Origin of the sequence: Pseudomonas sp. PB103 (genome assembly GCF_009764635.1) — a bacterium.
Taxonomy (GTDB): Bacteria; Pseudomonadota; Gammaproteobacteria; order Pseudomonadales; family Pseudomonadaceae; genus Aquipseudomonas.
The window spans coordinates 29760-47169 of the sequence record NZ_RWIL01000086.1 but is presented as its reverse complement, the minus strand read 5'-3'; the positions used below and the strand labels follow the sequence as shown (position 1 = coordinate 47169).

Here is a 17410-nt window from a genome sequence, read left to right as displayed (position 1 = left end):
CTACATTGATCCCTGTAGGAGCTGCCGAAGGCTGCGATCTTTTGATCTTGCCCTTTCTCAAACCCACGCCACCGCCAACAACCCCGCGCCCAACAGCGCACACAACGGCGAATACACCCACGTATCCAGCCGGGCAAATCGCGAACCCTTCACCTCTTTGAAAAACCCCACCAGATTCGAATCACCAATCGCCCGTGCAAACATCAACAGCGCAATCGCGCTGATCACCCACTGCAACGCTTTGTGACTGACCGCCGGCATTCCCCAGCCAACCCGCATACACACCAACGCTGCAATCGTTAGCAGCGCGGCAGCCACGACCAGCGTCAGCCAGCCCGACGGTTTGAACGCCGGTCGCACCGTTGCGACAAAACCGCGCACCGGCACCTGCGGCACCACCACTGCCGCCGCCCACTGCCCACCCAACGCCCAATACACGTGCATCAAGGCGATCACTGCAAAAATTGTCACCAGCCATTGAGCCAACACAAAGGTCATGGTTGAAATCCTTGGAAAGGGATTTGAACAAATCATCCTAGTCGCATTTTTTTCAAGTGCACGACCGATCAGCGGTACGGTAAAGTGCCGCCCCATGAAATTCTCCCGAACCGATCGCTCACTGCTGGCCTGGATGCTTTATTGCTGCGTCCTGTTCAACGTGTTCGCGTGCAGCATCGGTCACGGACAAATGGTCGGCATGCAGCTCAACGGCATCGGCGGCCAATTCTGTACAGTCGACCCGGCCACTCAAGCGCCGTTGGCGTCCAATCCCACCGAAGAACAACTGCCGACACTGTCCAAGGCATTCGGCTGCCCGCTGTGCTCGGTCGGTGGCGGCATGGGCCCGGCGTTCAACTCCAGCCTGACCCTGGCGATCCTCCCGGAACAGCACAGCCCGCCGCTGGCGCCCATCGTCAGCGCCGACCTCCCTGTCCGCTTCACCTGGCCCTCGGCCAACCCTCGCGCCCCGCCGCTCGCCTGAGTGTCCCTGCCTTTTTGATTTGTCAGCCCACTGCGCCAACGCGCGGCGTTCGCCTGTGCGCTGACTCCTAGACAAGCATTCAGGATTCAATGATGAAACAACTCACTCTGCTGGCGAGCCTGTGCGGCTGCCTGTCCGTTAACGTCTGGGCGCAATCCACTGTGGATCTCGCGCCGATCACCATCGATGGCGAAGCCGCTAACGAGCCGGGCATTGCCCTCGACCAGTCCAGCGGCATGGCCTCACGCCTCGGCTTGAGCGTGCGTGACACGCCGGCCTCGGTGGCCATCGCCAATCGCAACGACATCGAACGCCACGGCGCGCAGAATTTCCAGGACGCCGCCAACACCCTGCCCGGCGTCAACGCCAGCGCACCGCCGGGCTTCGGCGGTTTCGTCTCCTATCGCGGCTTCACCAGCAGCCAGATCACCCAGATGTTCAACGGCATCAACGTGTCCGGCGGCCTCGCCCGGCCGGTGGATGCGTGGATCTATGATCGGGTTGAACTGGTCGGCGGCCCCTCGTCGCTGATCAACGGCGCAGGTTCCGTGGGCGGCTCGCTCAACTACGTGACCAAACTTGCCTCCCGCCAGGAGCAGGCCATTGAAGGCCGCGTCAGCTACGGCACTTATGACACCACCGAAACCGCGTTCGGCCTCAACCACGCACTGACCGACCCAAGCGCCGACGTGCAGCACTACGCGCGGCTCGACGTCAGCCACAACACCGGCAACGGCTACATCGACCGCCAGGAGCGCGATGCCTGGAGCGTGGCGTTCTCATTACTCAGCGACCTCACGCCCAACCTCTCGCACACCCTCGCCCTGGAATATCAGGACGAACACGAAGACAGCCCCTATTGGGGCACGCCGGTACTCAACCCCAAGGCCGGCGAGTTGAAGATCGACAAACACAATCGCTTCAACAACTACAACGTCGAGGACGGCCGTTACGAACAGCGGACGATCTGGGTGCGCTCGATCGTCGACTACCGCATCAACGACAGCACCACACTGCGCAACACGCTGTACCACCTCGACAGCCAGCGCGATTACCGCAACCTCGAAACCTATCAGTACAACGCCGACAACACGGCGGTGAATCGCTCCACCGCCTATCAGGTGCGCCATCAGGGCGAGCAGAACGGCAACCAGTTCGAACTGCGCCACGACAACACGTTGCTTGGCCTCGATACGACCTGGTCGGGGGGCTTCGAGTACAAGGTCAACCAGACCACCAATTCACCGCTCAACATCAAAGGTGCGAGTACGGTCGATCCGGACAACTATCGTCCGGGGTATTTCTATGACATTCCTGGCACCAACCCCAAGCTGATCAGCGACAAAACCAACGATGTCACCACCAAAGCAGTGTTCGTGGAGAATCGCCTGGCGCTGACCGACAAACTGTCGCTGCTCACTGGCCTGCGTTACGACGACATCGACCTCGACGTGACCAACCACCGCGCCGTGACCGCGACCAATCCAAAACACCTCAAGCGCAGTTGGGAACCGCTGACCGGACGCGCCGGCCTGACCTACCAGTTCATTCCATCGGCCAACGTTTACGTGCAATACAGCACTGCCGCCGAGCAACCGAATGGCACGCAGGACTTTGACGTTTCGACGGGCAAGCAGTGGGAAATCGGCAGCAAATTCGATTATCTGAATGGCCGTGGTTCGGCGACCGTTGCCGCTTACACGATTGAGCGAAAGGACTTCGCCGTGACCGACCCGCTGGACCCGACCAGCAGTATTCCAGTCGGCCAGCAGACCTCGAAAGGCATAGAGATCGCCAGCTCATTGCGCCTTACCGACAAGCTGTTGGCTGAAGGCAATTTCGCCTGGGTCGACGCGCAGTACGACGATTTCACCGAAAAGGATGCCGCCGGCGTGGTGGTTTCACGCAAGGGCAATACGCCAACCAACGTGCCGGATCGGGTCGGCAATCTGTGGCTGACCTATGATTTTTCGCCGCAATGGCAAGGTGGGGTGGATGCACGCTACGTGGCGTCGGTGTACGCCGACACCGCCAACACCATGACGGTGCCGTCGTACACATTGTTCGGCAGTTTCCTCAGCTACAAGGTCGACTCGCACACCACCATGACCGGTCGGGTGCGCAACCTGACCAATGAGGTGTACGCCGAGTTTGCGCATGTTTCGCCCGCGTATTACCTCGGCACCCCACGCACCTTCGAATTGGCCGTACAAACCCGATTCTAAATCCCACCCTGTAGGAGCTGCCGCAGGCTGCGATCTTCTGATCTTGTCTGTAAAAAACCAGATCAAAAGATCGCAGCCTGCGGCAGCTCCTACATGAAGCGGTGCGTTAGAGGTTGGTGGATACTTTTTCTGCCACGTCTTTCGGTAACCACGCCTGCCACACATCCGGGTGCGCCTTCATGAACGCGACCGCCGCGTCGCGTGGCGCGGTGTGTTTTTCGCTCATCTCGGCCAGCGCCTTGTTCAGCGGCTCGATCGGAAAGTCGACCTTGCTGAAGAACTCGGTGATCTGCGGATATTGCTTCTGAAACGGCGTCGACACGCCAATCGACAACTTCGAGGCCAGTGAGCGCGTGGGTTTCGGATTGGGGTTGTCCGCGTCGGTCAGGGTCTTCCAGGCTTCGGCATCGAACGCGGGTTCTTCCAGCTGCACCAGTTTGAATTTGCCCAGCAGCGGCGTCGGCGACCAGTAGTAGAACAACACCGGTTTGCCGCGACGGATCGAAGAACTGATCTCCGCGTCCAGTGCCGCGCCGGAGCCACTGCGGAAATTGGTGAAGTCGTCCTGCAGCCCATACGCGGTCAGCTTCTGTTTGTTGACCACTTCCGAGGTCCAGCCGATCGGGCTGTTGAGGAAACGCCCCTTGCTTGGGTTCTCCGGATCCTTGAACACATCCTTGTATTTTTTCAGATCACTGACACTGCGCAAGTCCGGTGCCAGCGGCTTGATGCCCTTGGCCGGGTCGCCCTTGATCACGTATTCCGGCACCCACCAGCCTTCGGTGGCGCCCTTGACCGTATCGCCGATGCTGACCACTTTGCCTTCGGCTTCAGCCTTGACCCACACTGGACTGCGCCCCGCCCACTCTTCGCCAATCACCTGAATGTCGTTGTTGGCCAGTGCGGTTTCCAGGGTGATGGTGGTGCCGGGCAACGTGTCGGTCGGCAGTCCGTAGCCCTTCTCGACGATGATCCGCAGGACATCCGTGATCAGGCTGCCGCTTTCCCAGTTCAGGTCGGCAAAATGGATCGGCGTCTCTGCCGCGACCACCGTTTGCGCTGACGTCAGCAAACCGAATGTGGCCACGCTCGCGGCCAACAACCGTCGAAATCCGTTCATGCATTGCACCTCGTGCTGTTCACAGCAATAGCAGGATGGCCTGACAGAAGACCGCAAGCCTCTGAATACTCAGTCAACTGACTGTAGCCGAGGTTCCTGCTTTTTCCGGGCCCGAACCCGGACGAGGTTACGAATCAGACTTTTCCTGCAAGCTTTGCAGCTCGCGTCTGACCATGCTGGCGTATTCCGCTGGACGCAACGTGTAGATCTGCGCCGCCACCCAACTCAACCACGCGCCTTGCAACTCGGCCTTCGCAGCGAACAATCGCTGGGCCTCCTCGCGCGCGGTGTCGATGTTTTGCGCATGGAAATCGGCGCGACTCACTCGCTGGCCTTAAAGGTCACCAATTCGCCCTTGCGCCACTTGGCGGCTTTGGCGGTGACGGCTTTGAGGGTCTTGGTCAGGCCTTCCTGCAACTGCGCATGAGCGGCAAACACGGTCACCACGCTATGGCCTTCCTTGAACAGAATCGCGCTGCCGTCAGCCGTCTCGACGAAGGCGTAATCGCCCAGGCCATACACCGTCAGTTTGATTTCGCGAAAACGGATATCCATCTTGCCGCCTTCACGGCTGGGCAGGACCGAGGCGCTGAAATGATCGCCAACCTTGAGCTTGAGCCCCGGTTTGTCATCGACCACCAACGCGCTTTCGGTGTCGATCTCGGCGACGTAAATGCCTTCGGGATTTTGCTCGGTGATGTAAACAAAACGCGACTGGAACAACTTGACCAGCTTTGCGCGCAAATCACCCAGCACGAACAAAGCATGCATATCGAGGTTACTGACTGCCAAAGAAACATCCCCACATCTGAAAAAACCGTCCACGGAAAACGCGCACGGCAAAAAAAACGGCCAGGCCGACGGTGCTGCCAAATGACTCAAATAAAAGCCCGAAGTGAGCAGAGTGCTCAATCGATCGCGAGGCTCGTAAGACTACTGGAATGTCACTCGCGAAACTTGCCCCGATGTCGCCAAACCTTGAAGGAAAAATCCTTACTGGCGGACAGAGAAAGCTGACTACGAACTTTAGGGAAAATTCTCACGAAAAAAAGCACTTTTCCGACATATCGCCCGTGAAAAATTGCTTTAGATAAGCCCTGTCGTCAACAGGTACTGGCGATTCTAGAGCAGCAATGCTCATTACGACTACCCGAAACGGCCGGTAAATAGCTGCCGACCGATGAAAAGGACTTCATATGTGCACTCTGACTCACTTTGCCTCAAAGCCTGACGCCACCAACCAATCACCGATGACGCTGCATATCAGCCCGCTCAAGAATCCGGCGGAGCCAGCCGAGCGCTCCAGAAACCCACGTTTTCTGGTGATCCCGGCCGGGACGGCGTTCTTTCATATCCAGGAAATCTCGACCGGCCGCGTAAGAGGTTTCCGCAAGGACCACAACGAAGCCTGCGCCCTCGCCCGCTCACTGGAGTCGAAAATCGAACTCCTGGCGAGTGGTTGCCTCAGATAAAGAGAGTGATCGACCGTGCCATTTCGGCATCAACCCAAGGAGCACACGATGGAACTGCCAGCCTACGATCTTAAAACCCTGTTCGACCAACTGGGCCTGCCTTCCGAAGGCAATGCAATTGACGACTTCATCGAAGCGCATCCACTGGACGCCAACATCAAACTGATCGACGCCGAGTTCTGGTCGCCGCAACAGGCGCAACTGCTCAAGGAATGGTTACGTGCCGACGGTGAAGAAGCGGTCATGGTCGATGAACTGAACGTACGCCTGCACCGCGGTAAGTAAATCTGATCAGTGCAGGCTGTCACCGGCCTCGGCTTGCAATTGCGCGAGCCAGGCAGCCTTGCACTCTTCGGCCTCGTCGCGACTGGCAAACGCGGTACCGCGTCGCTCACCGTTGAGCAACACCACCCAGCAAACGCTTTGCCCCATCGCGCGCAAACCGGCGGGTACACCGCTGCCGATCATCACCGCAACATCAACTCTGCACTGCATGCAGACCTCCCGAAATCATTAGCAACCTAACTAAGTGGTCAGATTAATGCTTTCTGTCGAGAGGAAACAGCAACCGCCGCGCACAGATTCATTGCACGGGCGGTAACAATCGCTCAGCGCGCGCGTTCCGGCTTATAGCCCAGGCGCAAACCACCCCAATGCCGGCCATTGATCATGATCGGTACCGAGAGGTCATGCATCAGCTCACCGGTATCGCGCGTGTATGTTTGCAACAGCACCGGTTGTTGATGGCTGCCGCAACGAATCCCGGTGCGATCGGCGAACTTGCGCTTGGTGCGGTTGTTGACCGCATCAACCTGCACATCGCCAGTCAACGGCTGACTGAACAGCTGATTATGCGTCGGCACATACCCCTGCTGCGTGCAGGCGATGGCAAACACCAGCCCTTCGTGACGCGGCAACAAAGGCTCCTGAATCGCCGGCAGGACCTGATCGGTATAACGGTCGAAACGGGTTTGATACTTGGGCGGCTGGGTATTGCCGATCGCCTGATACTGGCGGTCGAACAGATCTTCGAGGCTGATCCGCCCCTGCTCGACGTCCGCTTCGAAGCACACCGCAATCTGGCTCGCACCCTCGCGCGCCAGGTCGTAGATGCGCTGGTGATAGTCATCCAGACCGACTTCGGCCAGGCGCTCGCTGATCGTTTCGGCCTGCCCTTCCATCTGCACGGCGGCGTCGGCGAGGCGCCGGGTCTGCTGATCGCTGATCGCCAAGTCGCTGCGCATCTGCTCGATCGCCTTGAACAGACTGTCGAGTTGTTCGCGGTTGGTCTCGGCGCCACGGGCAATCTCGCCCACCTGACCTTCCACCCCGGCGGCCAGTCGCGCGATGTTCTGCAGGTGCTGACCGGTCTGCTCGACCTGCTCGACACCGGTGTGCAGATCGCTGGACAGCTCGCGAATCTGCTCCACCACTTGCGCCGTGCGTTGCTGAATGTCGGCGACCATCTCACCGACCTCGCCCGTCGCCGCCGCCGTCCGCGCAGCCAGGCCGCGCACCTCATCCGCAACCACGGCAAAACCACGCCCATGCTCGCCAGCCCGCGCCGCTTCAATCGCCGCGTTCAGCGCCAACAGGTTGGTCTGGCTGGCGATGGACTGAATCACCAGCGTCACCCGCTGAATGTCATCGCTGCGCACGCTCAAGGCTTCGATCAGTTCACGGCTGGCATTGGCGCGCTGGCTGAGCTGGTGCATCAGCGCAATCGAATCGACCAGCTCGCTACGCCCGGCCGCACTGCTGTGATGCGCCTCGCTGGCGGCTGCCAGTGCTTCACGGCTGAGCTGCGAGGTGGCGTGTTCGGTGGCGATCATCGCCTCGGCGTTGCTGACGATCTGCGCCGCCGCATCGAGTTGCGATTCGAGTTTGCTGGCCAATTCCTTGACCGAAAACGCCACGCCCGCCGCCGACAACGCGTTATGGCTGGTGGTGTAGGAAAGGTCGCGGGTCAGTTCAGACATTGCGCTGCCGGTGTCGGCAGGCGGTACAGCGGGGACGGCTCGGGAACGCAGGCGCGGCAGCCAGACAATCAGCACCGCTAACGGCATACCGAGGTAAAGCGACCACTCACCCAGCGTCATGCCGGCCAGCAACAACATCAGGGCGATGCTTTGCAGGGTCGGAGCGATCCAGCGGTTTTTCGGCAAAAGCACTGGTGCGGGCAGAGCCCCAACCAGAGATCCATCTCTCGTCATATCAACACCCCACGCTTGTTCTCATTGTTGTGACTGCATTAAACGCCACTACAACGCCATTATCCATGGTCCGTTAGTCGTGGGCTCTGCAGCAGGTCAATGAACCGCGTGGAAATATCACAGACGACAAAAAGCAAAGATCGCAGCCCCAACAACCCCTGTAGGAGCTGCCGAAGGCTGCGATCTTTTCCAGACGCCCCTATTCAAGGGGTCACCCCACAGAATCAGGCCTGACGCTGGTGCTTGTCGATCTGCTCGTGACGCTCTTGAGCTTCGATGCAGTACTTGGTGGTCGGGCTGATCAGCAGGCGCTTCAGGCCAATGGCCTCGCCGCTGTCGTCGCACCAGCCAAAACTGTCTTCCTTGATGCGCTCAAGGGCTTGTTCCAGTTGCGGCAGCATGCGCTGGTCGCGATCGATCGCGTTGACCAGCCAAGTGCGCTCTTCTTCAACCGAAGCCGCGTCCGCCGGGTCAGCCGGGGTGTCCAGGCTTTCGATGGCGATACGATTTTGCTCAATGCGCTCATGGGTTTCGACTTTCATGTTCTGCAACAGCTCAGTGAAGAAAGCGTGTTGCTCGGAATTCATGTAGTCATCTGCCGGCATGGCCAGCAACTTGTCCTTTGTCATTGATATCTCTATAAAAAAACGTGCATTAAGGCGAAATAGGGAGCGTTCCGGCGAACCGTGTCCGGTCGACGAAAAGGCATCGTTTATTGCAAACGCCACCCGGCACTCAATTTACGAGGGGCGGCAGTCTAAGGCCCGTTTGAGGCCTCAGCAACTGTAAATATAGGGAATTTGTCCGACAAAGCCCGGAAACTGCTCTGACACGAGCTTCACAGCGGTCATCGGAGTGCGTTTATAGCAAGAAATTCAGTCGAGCGGAGGTATATAGAAGACAAACGGCTAACCGGGCGGCAGGTCATCGGTATCTTTTCACCCTTTAGTGCATCGTTTCAGCCAGGCAAAACCGCAAAAGCCCCCCTAATATCAGCCACAACCCAGCACTTTGTGGCGAGGGAGCTTGCTCCCGCCGGGTCGCGAAGCGGCCCCACTCGTTGCGCCTGCTGCACAGTCCCGCGAGAGCACGCCCCCTCGCCACAGGTTGATCGACCAGCCCGAAGGATACTTTATGCCCCGCCCCGATCTGCCGGCCAATGAAGAGCGCCCGCTCGCCAGCCCTCCGATCAATGCCGAGCGCCTGCTGCACCTGATCACCGAGCAATACGAAGCCCTGCCGCGCCAGCTCAAACGCGTCGCCAGCTACATGAGCCAGCAGAGCGACCGGATCATGGTCGACCGCATCAGCGACATCGCCCGCGAGTGCGAAGTGCATCCGTCGGCCATCGTGCGCTTCTCGCAGCGCTTCGGTTTCAGCGGCTTCAGTGAGATGCAGGCGCTGTTCCGCACCGCCTACACCCACAAAGCCTCACCGGTGCAGAACTATCAGCAACGCATCCGCAGCATGATCGCCAACCAGTCGCAGCAAGCCAGTGACGGCGACCTCGCCCGTGAATGCATCGACGCCACGCGCTCCGGCATCGAACGCCTGGGCCGCGAACTCGACGACGTCGCCTTCGAAAAAGCCGTTGACCTCATCGTCAATGCCGACAACATCTACGTCATCGGCGTGCGCCGCTCCTTCGCCGTCGCCGATTACCTCGTTTACAACTTGCAACACACTCACAAGCGGATTCACCTGGTCTCGGGTCTCGGCGGCAGCTATCGCGAGCAGATGCGCAGCGTGCGCGCCAACGACCTGGTCATCGCCATCAGCTTCACCCCCTACGCCAAGGAAACCCAACACTGCCTGCGCTACGCCCGCCAGCAGCAGGCCAACACACTGATCCTCACCGACAGCCACCTCTCGCCCCTGGCCAAACGCGCGAACAGCGTTCTGCTGGTCAACGAAGGCAGCGCCCTCGCCTTTCGTTCACTGAGCGCAACGTTGTGCCTGTGCCAAGCGTTGTTCGTGGCAGTGGCCTATCGCCTGGAACTGAATGTCGATGAGATTCACGAACAAGCGGGATTCGACGACTGACAATTGCTTCAAGCTCGGCTAGGTTATGCCTACCCCACCGGTTCGACTTGAAGGAACGCGTCATGAAACTGATCGGCATGCTGGACTCCCCGTACGTGCGTCGCGTGGCGATCTCCGCCAAACGCCTGGGCATCGACCTCGAACACGAGTCAGTCTCGGTGTTCCGTCACTTCGAGCAATTCCAGCAAATCAACCCGGTGGTCAAAGCGCCGACGCTGATCCTCGACGACGGCGTGGTCCTGATGGACTCGACACTGATCCTCGACTACCTCGAAGCCAGCGTCAGCAAAAGCCTGCTGCCGGCCGACCTCAAACAACGCGCTCACGCCCTGCGCCTGATCGGCCTCAGCCTCGCCGCCTGCGAAAAAGCCGTGCAGCTCTATTACGAGCGCAACCTGCGCCCGGCCGACATTCAATACCAGCCGTGGGTCGAACGCGTCGAAGGCCAACTCGCCGCCGCATTCACCGCCCTCGAACAAGAACTCGCGCAAAACGGCCTGCCCACCGACGGCACCCTGACCCAGGCCGGCATCAGCCTCGCCGTCGCCTGGAGCTTCACCGACCTCGTCGTCCCCGACCAGATCGACACCCGCCGCTACCCCCACATCGCGCAATACACCGCCTACGCCGAAACGCTCGAAGCGTTCGTCAGCACGCCGATGAACTGACCGTGAGCACCACCGACACCGCCGCCCCGGCGTTAAAGGAAATATTCAACGCCGAACGCCTGCGCCATATCGCTGAGGAAATGAGCGCCGTGTATCCCGCGTTCAAGGCCAAGGCGTTTCTAAAACAGGCTCAGGTCGGACTCGCTGAATTATCAGTGATGCAACGCATGGCGCGAGTCAGCGAAAGCCTGCATGCCGTGCTGCCGCTGGGCTACGAAGACTCACTCGACGTGCTTTTTCAGCTAGCACCACGGTTGAACAGTGGATTCGTCAGCATGTGCCTGCCGCACTACGTGGCGAGCTACGGCGGGCACGCGTTTGACACCTCGATGCAAGCGCTGAAGTACTTCACCACTTTCGGCTCATCCGAATTCGCCATCCGCCACTTTCTGCGCAGCGACCTGGAACGCTCGCTGGAATTGATGCACGACTGGGCGCAAGACGAAAACCACCACGTCCGCCGCCTGGCTAGCGAAGGCAGCCGTCCTCGCCTGCCTTGGTCGTTTCGGCTGGAAGCGGTGCAAGCCAATCCTCGGTTGGCTGCCGGGATACTGGGCCGGCTGAAGGCCGACGACAGCTTGTACGTGCGCAAGTCCGTGGCGAATCACCTGAATGACGTCACCAAAGAGCACCCGGAATGGGTGCTGGATGTGATTGAGGGGTGGTCGCTGGAGAACAAACACACCGCGTGGATTGCCAAGCATGCGTTGCGGAGTTTGATCAAACAGGGGGACGTGCGCGCGCTGACGGTGATTGGCGCGGGGGCGAAGGCTGAGGTTGAGTTGCTGGATGTGCGGGTTGAACCGGCGGTGGTGAGGTTGGGCGAGACGATTACGTTGTCGTTTACGGTGAAGTCGACCGTGCCGGTGGAACAGCGGTTGGTGATTGATTATGCGATTGACTATGTGAAGGCGAATGGCGGGGTTTCGGCGAAGGTTTTTAAGTTGAAGACGTTGGAGTTGGCCGGGTTTGGGAGTGAGGTTGTGGCGAGGCGGCAGGTGATTCGGGACTTTACGACGCGCAAGCATCATGTTGGGCGGCATGGGGTTCGGGTGATGGTTAATGGGGAGGTGTTGGCCGGTAGCATGTTCGAAATCATACAAAATGACACAACATCTGCATAATGATTGATCTAGCAAAATCGTGGAGGAAGTTGGCTATCACTTAAGTTTTGTTGCAGCTAAAAGCGGAAATGATTGCTATCAACTTCAACAGTTCCCATCAGACTATTTTTCACTTCAAGAATGCCGCTGTATTCTCAAGCTTTTATAAAGCGAATAAATTTTTTGATCAAACCAGCACAACAACAGAGCTTCAAAAACTCAAAAGTCATATAGAAAAGTTATTTAAGCACCCAGAAATATATACTCAAATAATAGAAATTCTTTTATTACTGAATTTCTTGACCCCCATATACAGACCAAAGGAAAAACACCAATGAGCTCCGACTTGATGACCATTGCAATCTGCTGGGAACTTGGGGAAAAAGTGTCGGTGGAATATGCAAACAGTAATTCGACCCTCTACTATTTTTGCCCAGAACCTGAATGCTTAGAGAGGGTCGCCCCTGTACAAGGTAAAATTAATATCTTTTTCCGCGCTTTAAACAGACATGTAACGGGATGCAGGCACGAGAAAGAAACCACCGAGTCTTCCGGAGCCCCCGGAAAACCGAAAAAATTCACCACAGCGGTGCCTCCCACAACCGTACCAACTCATTTGGGGATAATCCCTGTTTCCAGCAGAAAGACCGACCCTGATCCAACACAATTGCTTCGACTCTCACAACAAGTGCGAACATCCCCAGTAACCCACCCAGGTACTTTTCAGGAGGTAGTCGATGCATGGCAAACTATGAGCACTGGTGAAAGAAATCAGCATCAGCTTACGATTGCGAATCAAACATCAAGTTACGCCAACGCATTTACCTCGCTGATCCACACGGGAGGAGGAAACCTAAGCGCAGTAAACAACAGCTCTATTGCTTGGGGGCCTGCTTCGGTCAAACTGTATGGCGGGTCTTTTTTTATAAAAACGTTCAACAAGCTGAACGACGGCATTAATCGGGCACGTATTCGAATAATTGTTAGACCTGGTCAAGCCTATTTTTCACAACTAACACACGGCACGAACATCAACCTATTTCTACATACAACGCCCACCATAAATAACAAAGGAGATTATTTCGAGATTCCACCTTCAACACCATACAGCGGCTTCATTATCAAATAGCCATGACAAACAATTTTCTTTCTTTTCTCGACCGGGCTATTTAGAAAAAGGGACGGATCTATTTTCAGAAAATAAATACGTCCCCTTTGTTTTTCATAAGGAATTGCATGGATGCACTATCTAACAGGCCCCACTAGATTTAAGTTCAAACTTTTTCAGGCCAGCCATAATGTCTACCCATTGAACCATCGGTAACATCCACTACAACTGAATCACCGACAGCTACACTTGGAAATTGACCCTTGAAAATCAAGGCACCCTCAGAACAATCCTCCCACCTAACACGATAATAAAAGACGGGCACACCACTATTACGCATTGACTTTATTTGTTCCAACGAACACCGATCCTTATAATATTCCTCATCAATGGTTACTGATAAGATGACCCCATTACGCGTTGAAGTAGTAGTCTGTACCATTTCTTTCCCTCGATTTGCCATACGGGCAAGTAAGAAATCCGTGAGTTTTTGTAAGGTTTTAGATTACTCTTCACATAAATTTACAGCACTGTAAAAACTGACAGTCTTTTAAAACCATTCCGAATTAAAAAGAGTGCGTTATCTCGTTCAGCTATAACCGGTCAAAGATCGCAGCCTTCGGCAGCTCCTACAGTGGGATTGCGTTAGGTTGTAATTGGCTGTCGGGAATTGTGCCGGAGTAGATCGATTCTGCCGGGCCAATGCGAAAAAAAGGACGGATCTATTTTCATAAGATAAGTTGATCTTGTTTGATTCGCTGGTTTAGTGGCGAAGGGATAATCGCGCCTGAGCGGGAGCAAGCTCCCTCGCCACAGGTTGTTGGTCACCCAGCCTATTTCAGTCCGCTGACGGGCTCTGAAACTGGCTGCTTAAGTTCGACGTTATCTAATGCCTTGTTGACCGCCAATTCCCCCAACATCACTACTTGAGCGATGCCTTGCAAGGTGTGGCGGTTCGGCCCGTCCAGCGTGCCGGCGAAATCGCCGAGCATTACCGTTGCCGATGCGAGGGACTCGCAGGCGTTTGCCAGTAATGACTCGGTGTCGGTTTGCGGGTTGACCATGAACATGCTGCTGGGGCTGTAGGGTTCGGGTTTGATCATGCCTGCTGGTAAAAGGTAATGATCGAGGGCGCGTTCTGCGGCTTCGTGGAGCTTTCTTGAGTTTAAGGATTCGTAGGGGGATATCGGATCTGTGACCGCTGATTGGGGTGTGGTTTCAGGCATCTGGAACTCCAGGGTACTTCGAAAAATGACAACCTGTAGGAGCTGCCGCAGGCTGCGATCTTTTGATCTTGATATTGATTGTGAGAAAACAAGATCAAAAGATCGCAGCCTTCGGCAGCTCCTACATGGAACTCTGATTTGTGTATGAAGGGGTGGGGCCCTTCATATGGTCTGTCGGCTAGTTGGGTAGGCGGCGGCTATCCAGTATTCGATTGACCATGAGTTCGCTCAGCATGATCACTTGATGCAGCATCAGCATGGCTCGGCGTTGGGAGTGGTCGACGACGTCGCCGATGTCGCGTGCCATGTCGCTGGCGGCTGCCAATGATTCGCAGGCTTCGACGAGCAAGGTTTCTTCATCCACGGAGGGATCGACGAGGAAGATCTTGCTGGACTGGCGGGAGGGGATTGAGAGTTTCAGTGAGCTAGGGTTGAGATAGAAGTTGATGGCGCGGTCGGTCGCCTCTTTTATCTTTTGGGGTTCAAGCGTTGGGTCGTACGGGATCGGATCGGCGTCCGGTGGGTTTGGCGTTACTTTGAGCATAGATGAAGTCTCGTATCGAAATAAATAAGAGCCCTCACCCTCGCTACCAAACGATGGGTGGCGGCCATGCGCGGGTTGGTAGACCGGTCGATACGAAACCCGGCGCTCACGAATGAGCCCCACGCATGTCCACCAAAAAAACGCCGCCAAATAGAATGACGACATAGGGTGGCGCAATACGAACGTATCAAAGCGGGCTACCAAACCCGATCACTGTTTTGCAGTGACCGGGAAACGATATAGCCCGCCCCATAGCGGCGTATGCCGGCGAATTCTGTAGTAGGCGTAGGCAACGGCGCAAGCTGACGTAGCCTTTATGGAGTAACAGTTCGTGTAATTTAAACGCGCTTTAAGCGTTACGTTTACGCGCGAAAAACGCCCGCCTCCTTCGTGGTGTTTTCCTACAAACCGTTACTGGTTCTGCCGCACAGGTCCCGGGGAGAAATCGGCGCCAGACCACGATTAAATCCTGCCACCGCCCTTTTCCTTTATTGCATGACGGTTTACCAACTCCCGTAAGGAATGCCCCACTTCTCGATATACCGTTTGGACTTCTCACTGACGGGATAGGCGTAGCGCCCTCCATTCTTGCCCTGACTCGGCCCCAGTGATTCGATCTCAGCCTGTGTCCGAGCCACTTTGATCGCTTTATGGCAAGAGTCCTTGACCCAAGCCTGCACAACTCCGCCGGGAGCGAGCCCCAAGTAGACCGACGCCATAAATCGCGCTTCTTGATCAGGAGTTTCCGGGCATCGTTTGTGGATAGATGACGCCATCAGTTGCCTTGCTTGCTCAGGAATATCCACCCAGGCTTGCCAGGTTTTCTTTTCAACGATTGACTGCCACCGGACATAGATTCGGACGGGAAGACCGGCGCCCACCACTTGTTTACCACTACCGTCCACGATTGACCAACCGCGCGCGGACTCGGTGCCGTCTTCAGGCTCACCACCCGCCGCAGAGCCACCATTTGCTCGGTAGTAGACCCTACCGGTGATGTCTTGGACGGAACTGTCCTCTACCCAAACCTGCATGTAATCCGGTTCGACGAAGGCCAGTTCCCACCATTCGGACTTGGGGTCATTCGTTCCGGAGAATGGGTCAGCAGATTGGCAGCCAGTCAAGAACAACACGCATAGCAGGGTCACAATTAATTTCATTACCAAAGCGTCCAATCAGGTACGTGAGGATGTTGCACGCGAATCGAGTCTGCCGTAGGAGCGTTGATGTAGACAGCTCTTATACCGCTACCATCTCTGCGCCCAAGAGGGTGGTTCCAGTTTGCAGAGGTGTGAATGTACTTCAGTTTCAGAAGCTGTTCTTCCTCAGAAGTGACGTTGTAGTCCTTGGCCAAGAACCGATCACACAGCGCTTGTAGTTCTGAGGGGATAGCCAGGTCTGGAGTGTCTGGGATGTCTTTAAACCGAACGCCCTTCTCTTTTGCCAATTGGTGCATTACTCGCAGATAAACCCTGGACAGCATGCCGCTTACAGGGCGTTTGAGCTGGACCGCAGCGTACACGCGCTTCATGCGTGGGCTGATCCCATTGGGCTGGCTGTTTGGTAAAGGCGTCGCATCAGGTGTGACGATTTCCAGCATTTCTGAAGGCCAACCTTTCGCAAGCCATTGATCTCTGACTATCGCAGCGTCACGGTAAATCGAGGTAGCAGATACATCAGTGAATTGCGAAACATCAAGTGTTTGCATCGGGCTGATAAGCACGTTTTCTTGCGCTTCTTCGAGGTAACCACCACCCAGATCAGAGTGAACACCCGGCAAGGTGATTTCCAGATGATCGGGTTTAACACGACTCAGAGCGAAGTTGGCTCGACATTCATCGCGGGCTGTCAGTTGAACAACGTCGGAAAAAAATCGTCGATCCAAGTACAGCTTGATGCCCGTCGCGATGGAGCTTTTGATGTTGCCCAGATTGGACCAGCCAGCAATTGAGGGCACGGTGTCGAACAGACCAATAAAGCCCATATTGATGCTGCTTTTATATTGATCATTGAAGGTTGAGCTGAACCCTCTCGCGCTGCTGCGCAAAACCTCCCCGAGCGGCCCCTGCTTTCCACGGGCAATTTCATTGGCAAAATGTCGGGCGGCAGCAGCTCCACGACTGAAGCCAAACGTATCGAAAGTCAGAGAGGTGATTTCACTATTGGGAATGTTCGCTAACACGCCTTCGATGCGCAGTTTGATCTCTGAAAATGAGAACTGAACACGACCCGCAACGCCTGTTTCGCCTCGGCCTGTACCAGCCCCGAGAGTGCTGTCCTCTTCGCCTGAGCGGGTACCGATACCTTGGATATAGACCATACGGAACGCTTGCTTATGCGAGCTATCGCCTTCGGCATTTTGAGGCGCGTAGTACAAGTCACTAAGTTTTTGCACATTGCTGGTGTCGTTGCCATAGCTGCTGTCCGGATTTTTCATGAACGGCTTGCAACTGGCATCAATGTCTTCGGCGGCAATTGGATGATGGGCGCCGCACAGCAAGCCCGCAGCAGCATTACTAGCGTTATTGCCGGTACCGTCGAAGAACACTCCGATACGCAAGGCAATGCCGATTTTTTCACGCGCCGATGCAGGCTCTTTCCCGTGCTTCTCATACTCAGCCCAACGCTGGGCATGAATATCGACGGGTTTGGCTTCTGCGTAGCGATGGTTTTTTGGTGGGTTGGGGACGTAACCACTCAATCCTT

At 56.3% G+C, this 17410-nt stretch carries 19 protein-coding genes; 8 read left to right on the top strand and 11 right to left on the bottom strand.

Features of this window, described 5'->3' with window-relative positions; translation table 11 throughout:
• Positions 1–57 precede the first annotated feature (57 nt).
• Positions 58–498 carry a DUF3995 domain-containing protein gene (locus EJA70_RS15725; RefSeq protein ID WP_158831874.1) on the bottom strand — a complete coding sequence of 147 codons (441 nt, stop codon included), beginning with the start codon at positions 496–498 and terminating at the stop codon, positions 58–60.
• A gap of 94 nt (positions 499–592) precedes the next feature.
• Between EJA70_RS15725 and EJA70_RS15720 the strand changes: the two genes are divergently transcribed.
• Positions 593–982: a DUF2946 domain-containing protein gene (locus EJA70_RS15720; protein ID WP_008087349.1), complete on the top strand. Its 390-nt coding sequence runs from the start codon at positions 593–595 to the stop codon at positions 980–982.
• A 92-nt stretch (positions 983–1074) separates the two neighbouring features.
• On the top strand, positions 1075–3207 hold the full coding sequence (locus EJA70_RS15715; RefSeq protein ID WP_158831872.1) for a TonB-dependent siderophore receptor: 2133 nt from the start codon (positions 1075–1077) through the stop codon (positions 3205–3207).
• Between the two features lie 106 nt (positions 3208–3313).
• On the opposite strand, the gene EJA70_RS15710 is transcribed toward EJA70_RS15715, so the two are convergent.
• The 3 genes from EJA70_RS15710 to EJA70_RS15700 all read right to left on the bottom strand — a co-directional run bounded on the left by EJA70_RS15710 (position 3314) and on the right by EJA70_RS15700 (position 5098).
• Complete coding sequence (locus EJA70_RS15710) at positions 3314–4327, bottom strand: ABC transporter substrate-binding protein (RefSeq protein ID WP_158831870.1); 1014 nt, start codon at positions 4325–4327, stop codon at positions 3314–3316.
• A 127-nt stretch (positions 4328–4454) separates the two neighbouring features.
• Positions 4455–4652: a hypothetical protein gene (locus EJA70_RS15705; RefSeq protein WP_008084251.1), complete on the bottom strand. Its 198-nt coding sequence runs from the start codon at positions 4650–4652 to the stop codon at positions 4455–4457.
• Positions 4649–5098 carry a hypothetical protein gene (locus tag EJA70_RS15700; protein WP_177323325.1) on the bottom strand — a complete coding sequence of 150 codons (450 nt, stop codon included), beginning with the start codon at positions 5096–5098 and terminating at the stop codon, positions 4649–4651. The genes EJA70_RS15705 and EJA70_RS15700 overlap by 4 nt, the downstream gene beginning before the upstream one ends.
• 479 nt (positions 5099–5577) lie before the next feature.
• Here EJA70_RS15700 and EJA70_RS15695 point away from each other — a divergent pair, with 479 nt between their 5' ends.
• On the top strand, positions 5578–5799 hold the full coding sequence (locus tag EJA70_RS15695) for a hypothetical protein (RefSeq protein ID WP_256677687.1): 222 nt from the start codon (positions 5578–5580) through the stop codon (positions 5797–5799).
• 48 nt (positions 5800–5847) lie between these two features.
• Positions 5848–6084, top strand: coding sequence for a DUF2789 family protein (locus EJA70_RS15690; RefSeq protein ID WP_158831866.1), 237 nt, complete (start codon positions 5848–5850; stop codon positions 6082–6084).
• A 6-nt stretch (positions 6085–6090) separates the two neighbouring features.
• On the opposite strand, the gene EJA70_RS15685 is transcribed toward EJA70_RS15690, so the two are convergent.
• From EJA70_RS15685 to EJA70_RS15675, 3 genes are all read right to left on the bottom strand, one after another.
• Positions 6091–6294 (bottom strand): hypothetical protein, encoded by a 204-nt coding sequence (locus EJA70_RS15685; RefSeq protein ID WP_008084245.1) that lies wholly within the window; start codon positions 6292–6294, stop codon positions 6091–6093.
• 113 nt (positions 6295–6407) lie between these two features.
• Complete coding sequence (locus EJA70_RS15680; RefSeq protein WP_371924592.1) at positions 6408–7631, bottom strand: methyl-accepting chemotaxis protein; 1224 nt, start codon at positions 7629–7631, stop codon at positions 6408–6410.
• Between the two features lie 605 nt (positions 7632–8236).
• Positions 8237–8641, bottom strand: coding sequence for a TraR/DksA family transcriptional regulator (locus tag EJA70_RS15675; RefSeq protein WP_008084239.1), 405 nt, complete (start codon positions 8639–8641; stop codon positions 8237–8239).
• 505 nt (positions 8642–9146) lie between these two features.
• Here EJA70_RS15675 and EJA70_RS15670 point away from each other — a divergent pair.
• The 4 genes from EJA70_RS15670 to EJA70_RS15655 all read left to right on the top strand — a co-directional run bounded on the left by EJA70_RS15670 (position 9147) and on the right by EJA70_RS15655 (position 12955).
• Entirely contained in the window at positions 9147–10055 is a 909-nt protein-coding gene (locus tag EJA70_RS15670; RefSeq protein WP_158831862.1) for a MurR/RpiR family transcriptional regulator, read from the top strand.
• A 62-nt stretch (positions 10056–10117) separates the two neighbouring features.
• Entirely contained in the window at positions 10118–10723 is a 606-nt protein-coding gene (locus EJA70_RS15665; protein WP_158831860.1) for a glutathione S-transferase, read from the top strand.
• A 2-nt stretch (positions 10724–10725) separates the two neighbouring features.
• Positions 10726–11847 carry a DNA alkylation repair protein gene (locus tag EJA70_RS15660; protein WP_158831858.1) on the top strand — a complete coding sequence of 374 codons (1122 nt, stop codon included), beginning with the start codon at positions 10726–10728 and terminating at the stop codon, positions 11845–11847.
• Between the two features lie 313 nt (positions 11848–12160).
• The gene (locus EJA70_RS15655; protein WP_158831856.1) at positions 12161–12955 is read left to right on the top strand and encodes a hypothetical protein; all 795 of its coding nucleotides are present in this window, start codon (positions 12161–12163) and stop codon (positions 12953–12955) included.
• A gap of 812 nt (positions 12956–13767) precedes the next feature.
• Here EJA70_RS15655 and EJA70_RS15650 read toward each other — a convergent pair.
• The 4 genes from EJA70_RS15650 to EJA70_RS15635 form a co-directional block, all read right to left on the bottom strand.
• Positions 13768–14160: a DUF6124 family protein gene (locus EJA70_RS15650; RefSeq protein ID WP_158831854.1), complete on the bottom strand. Its 393-nt coding sequence runs from the start codon at positions 14158–14160 to the stop codon at positions 13768–13770.
• Between the two features lie 178 nt (positions 14161–14338).
• On the bottom strand, positions 14339–14704 hold the full coding sequence (locus tag EJA70_RS15645) for a DUF6124 family protein (protein WP_158831852.1): 366 nt from the start codon (positions 14702–14704) through the stop codon (positions 14339–14341).
• Between the two features lie 503 nt (positions 14705–15207).
• Positions 15208–15864, bottom strand: coding sequence for a DUF2931 family protein (locus tag EJA70_RS15640; RefSeq protein WP_158831850.1), 657 nt, complete (start codon positions 15862–15864; stop codon positions 15208–15210).
• Complete coding sequence (locus EJA70_RS15635; protein WP_158831848.1) at positions 15864–17405, bottom strand: phospholipase effector Tle1 domain-containing protein; 1542 nt, start codon at positions 17403–17405, stop codon at positions 15864–15866. Before EJA70_RS15635 ends, EJA70_RS15640 begins: the two co-directional genes overlap by 1 nt.
• Positions 17406–17410: the final 5 nt, after the last annotated feature.

Bases quoted from the DNA above. Each gene is read 5' to 3' on its own strand.
- EJA70_RS15725 (WP_158831874.1), bottom strand. From the start codon at position 498: ATGACCTTTGTGTTGGCTCAATGGCTGGTGACAATTTTTGCAGTGATC.
- EJA70_RS15720 (WP_008087349.1), top strand. From the start codon at position 593: ATGAAATTCTCCCGAACCGATCGCTCACTGCTGGCCTGGATGCTTTAT.
- EJA70_RS15715 (WP_158831872.1), top strand. From the start codon at position 1,075: ATGAAACAACTCACTCTGCTGGCGAGCCTGTGCGGCTGCCTGTCCGTT.
- EJA70_RS15710 (WP_158831870.1), bottom strand. From the start codon at position 4,327: ATGAACGGATTTCGACGGTTGTTGGCCGCGAGCGTGGCCACATTCGGT.
- EJA70_RS15700 (WP_177323325.1), bottom strand. From the start codon at position 5,098: ATGCATGCTTTGTTCGTGCTGGGTGATTTGCGCGCAAAGCTGGTCAAG.
- EJA70_RS15695 (WP_256677687.1), top strand. From the start codon at position 5,578: ATGACGCTGCATATCAGCCCGCTCAAGAATCCGGCGGAGCCAGCCGAG.
- EJA70_RS15690 (WP_158831866.1), top strand. From the start codon at position 5,848: ATGGAACTGCCAGCCTACGATCTTAAAACCCTGTTCGACCAACTGGGC.
- EJA70_RS15685 (WP_008084245.1), bottom strand. From the start codon at position 6,294: ATGCAGTGCAGAGTTGATGTTGCGGTGATGATCGGCAGCGGTGTACCC.
- EJA70_RS15680 (WP_371924592.1), bottom strand. From the start codon at position 7,631: ATGATCGCCACCGAACACGCCACCTCGCAGCTCAGCCGTGAAGCACTG.
- EJA70_RS15675 (WP_008084239.1), bottom strand. From the start codon at position 8,641: ATGACAAAGGACAAGTTGCTGGCCATGCCGGCAGATGACTACATGAAT.
- EJA70_RS15670 (WP_158831862.1), top strand. From the start codon at position 9,147: ATGCCCCGCCCCGATCTGCCGGCCAATGAAGAGCGCCCGCTCGCCAGC.
- EJA70_RS15665 (WP_158831860.1), top strand. From the start codon at position 10,118: ATGAAACTGATCGGCATGCTGGACTCCCCGTACGTGCGTCGCGTGGCG.
- EJA70_RS15655 (WP_158831856.1), top strand. From the start codon at position 12,161: ATGAGCTCCGACTTGATGACCATTGCAATCTGCTGGGAACTTGGGGAA.
- EJA70_RS15650 (WP_158831854.1), bottom strand. From the start codon at position 14,160: ATGCCTGAAACCACACCCCAATCAGCGGTCACAGATCCGATATCCCCC.
- EJA70_RS15645 (WP_158831852.1), bottom strand. From the start codon at position 14,704: ATGCTCAAAGTAACGCCAAACCCACCGGACGCCGATCCGATCCCGTAC.
- EJA70_RS15640 (WP_158831850.1), bottom strand. From the start codon at position 15,864: ATGAAATTAATTGTGACCCTGCTATGCGTGTTGTTCTTGACTGGCTGC.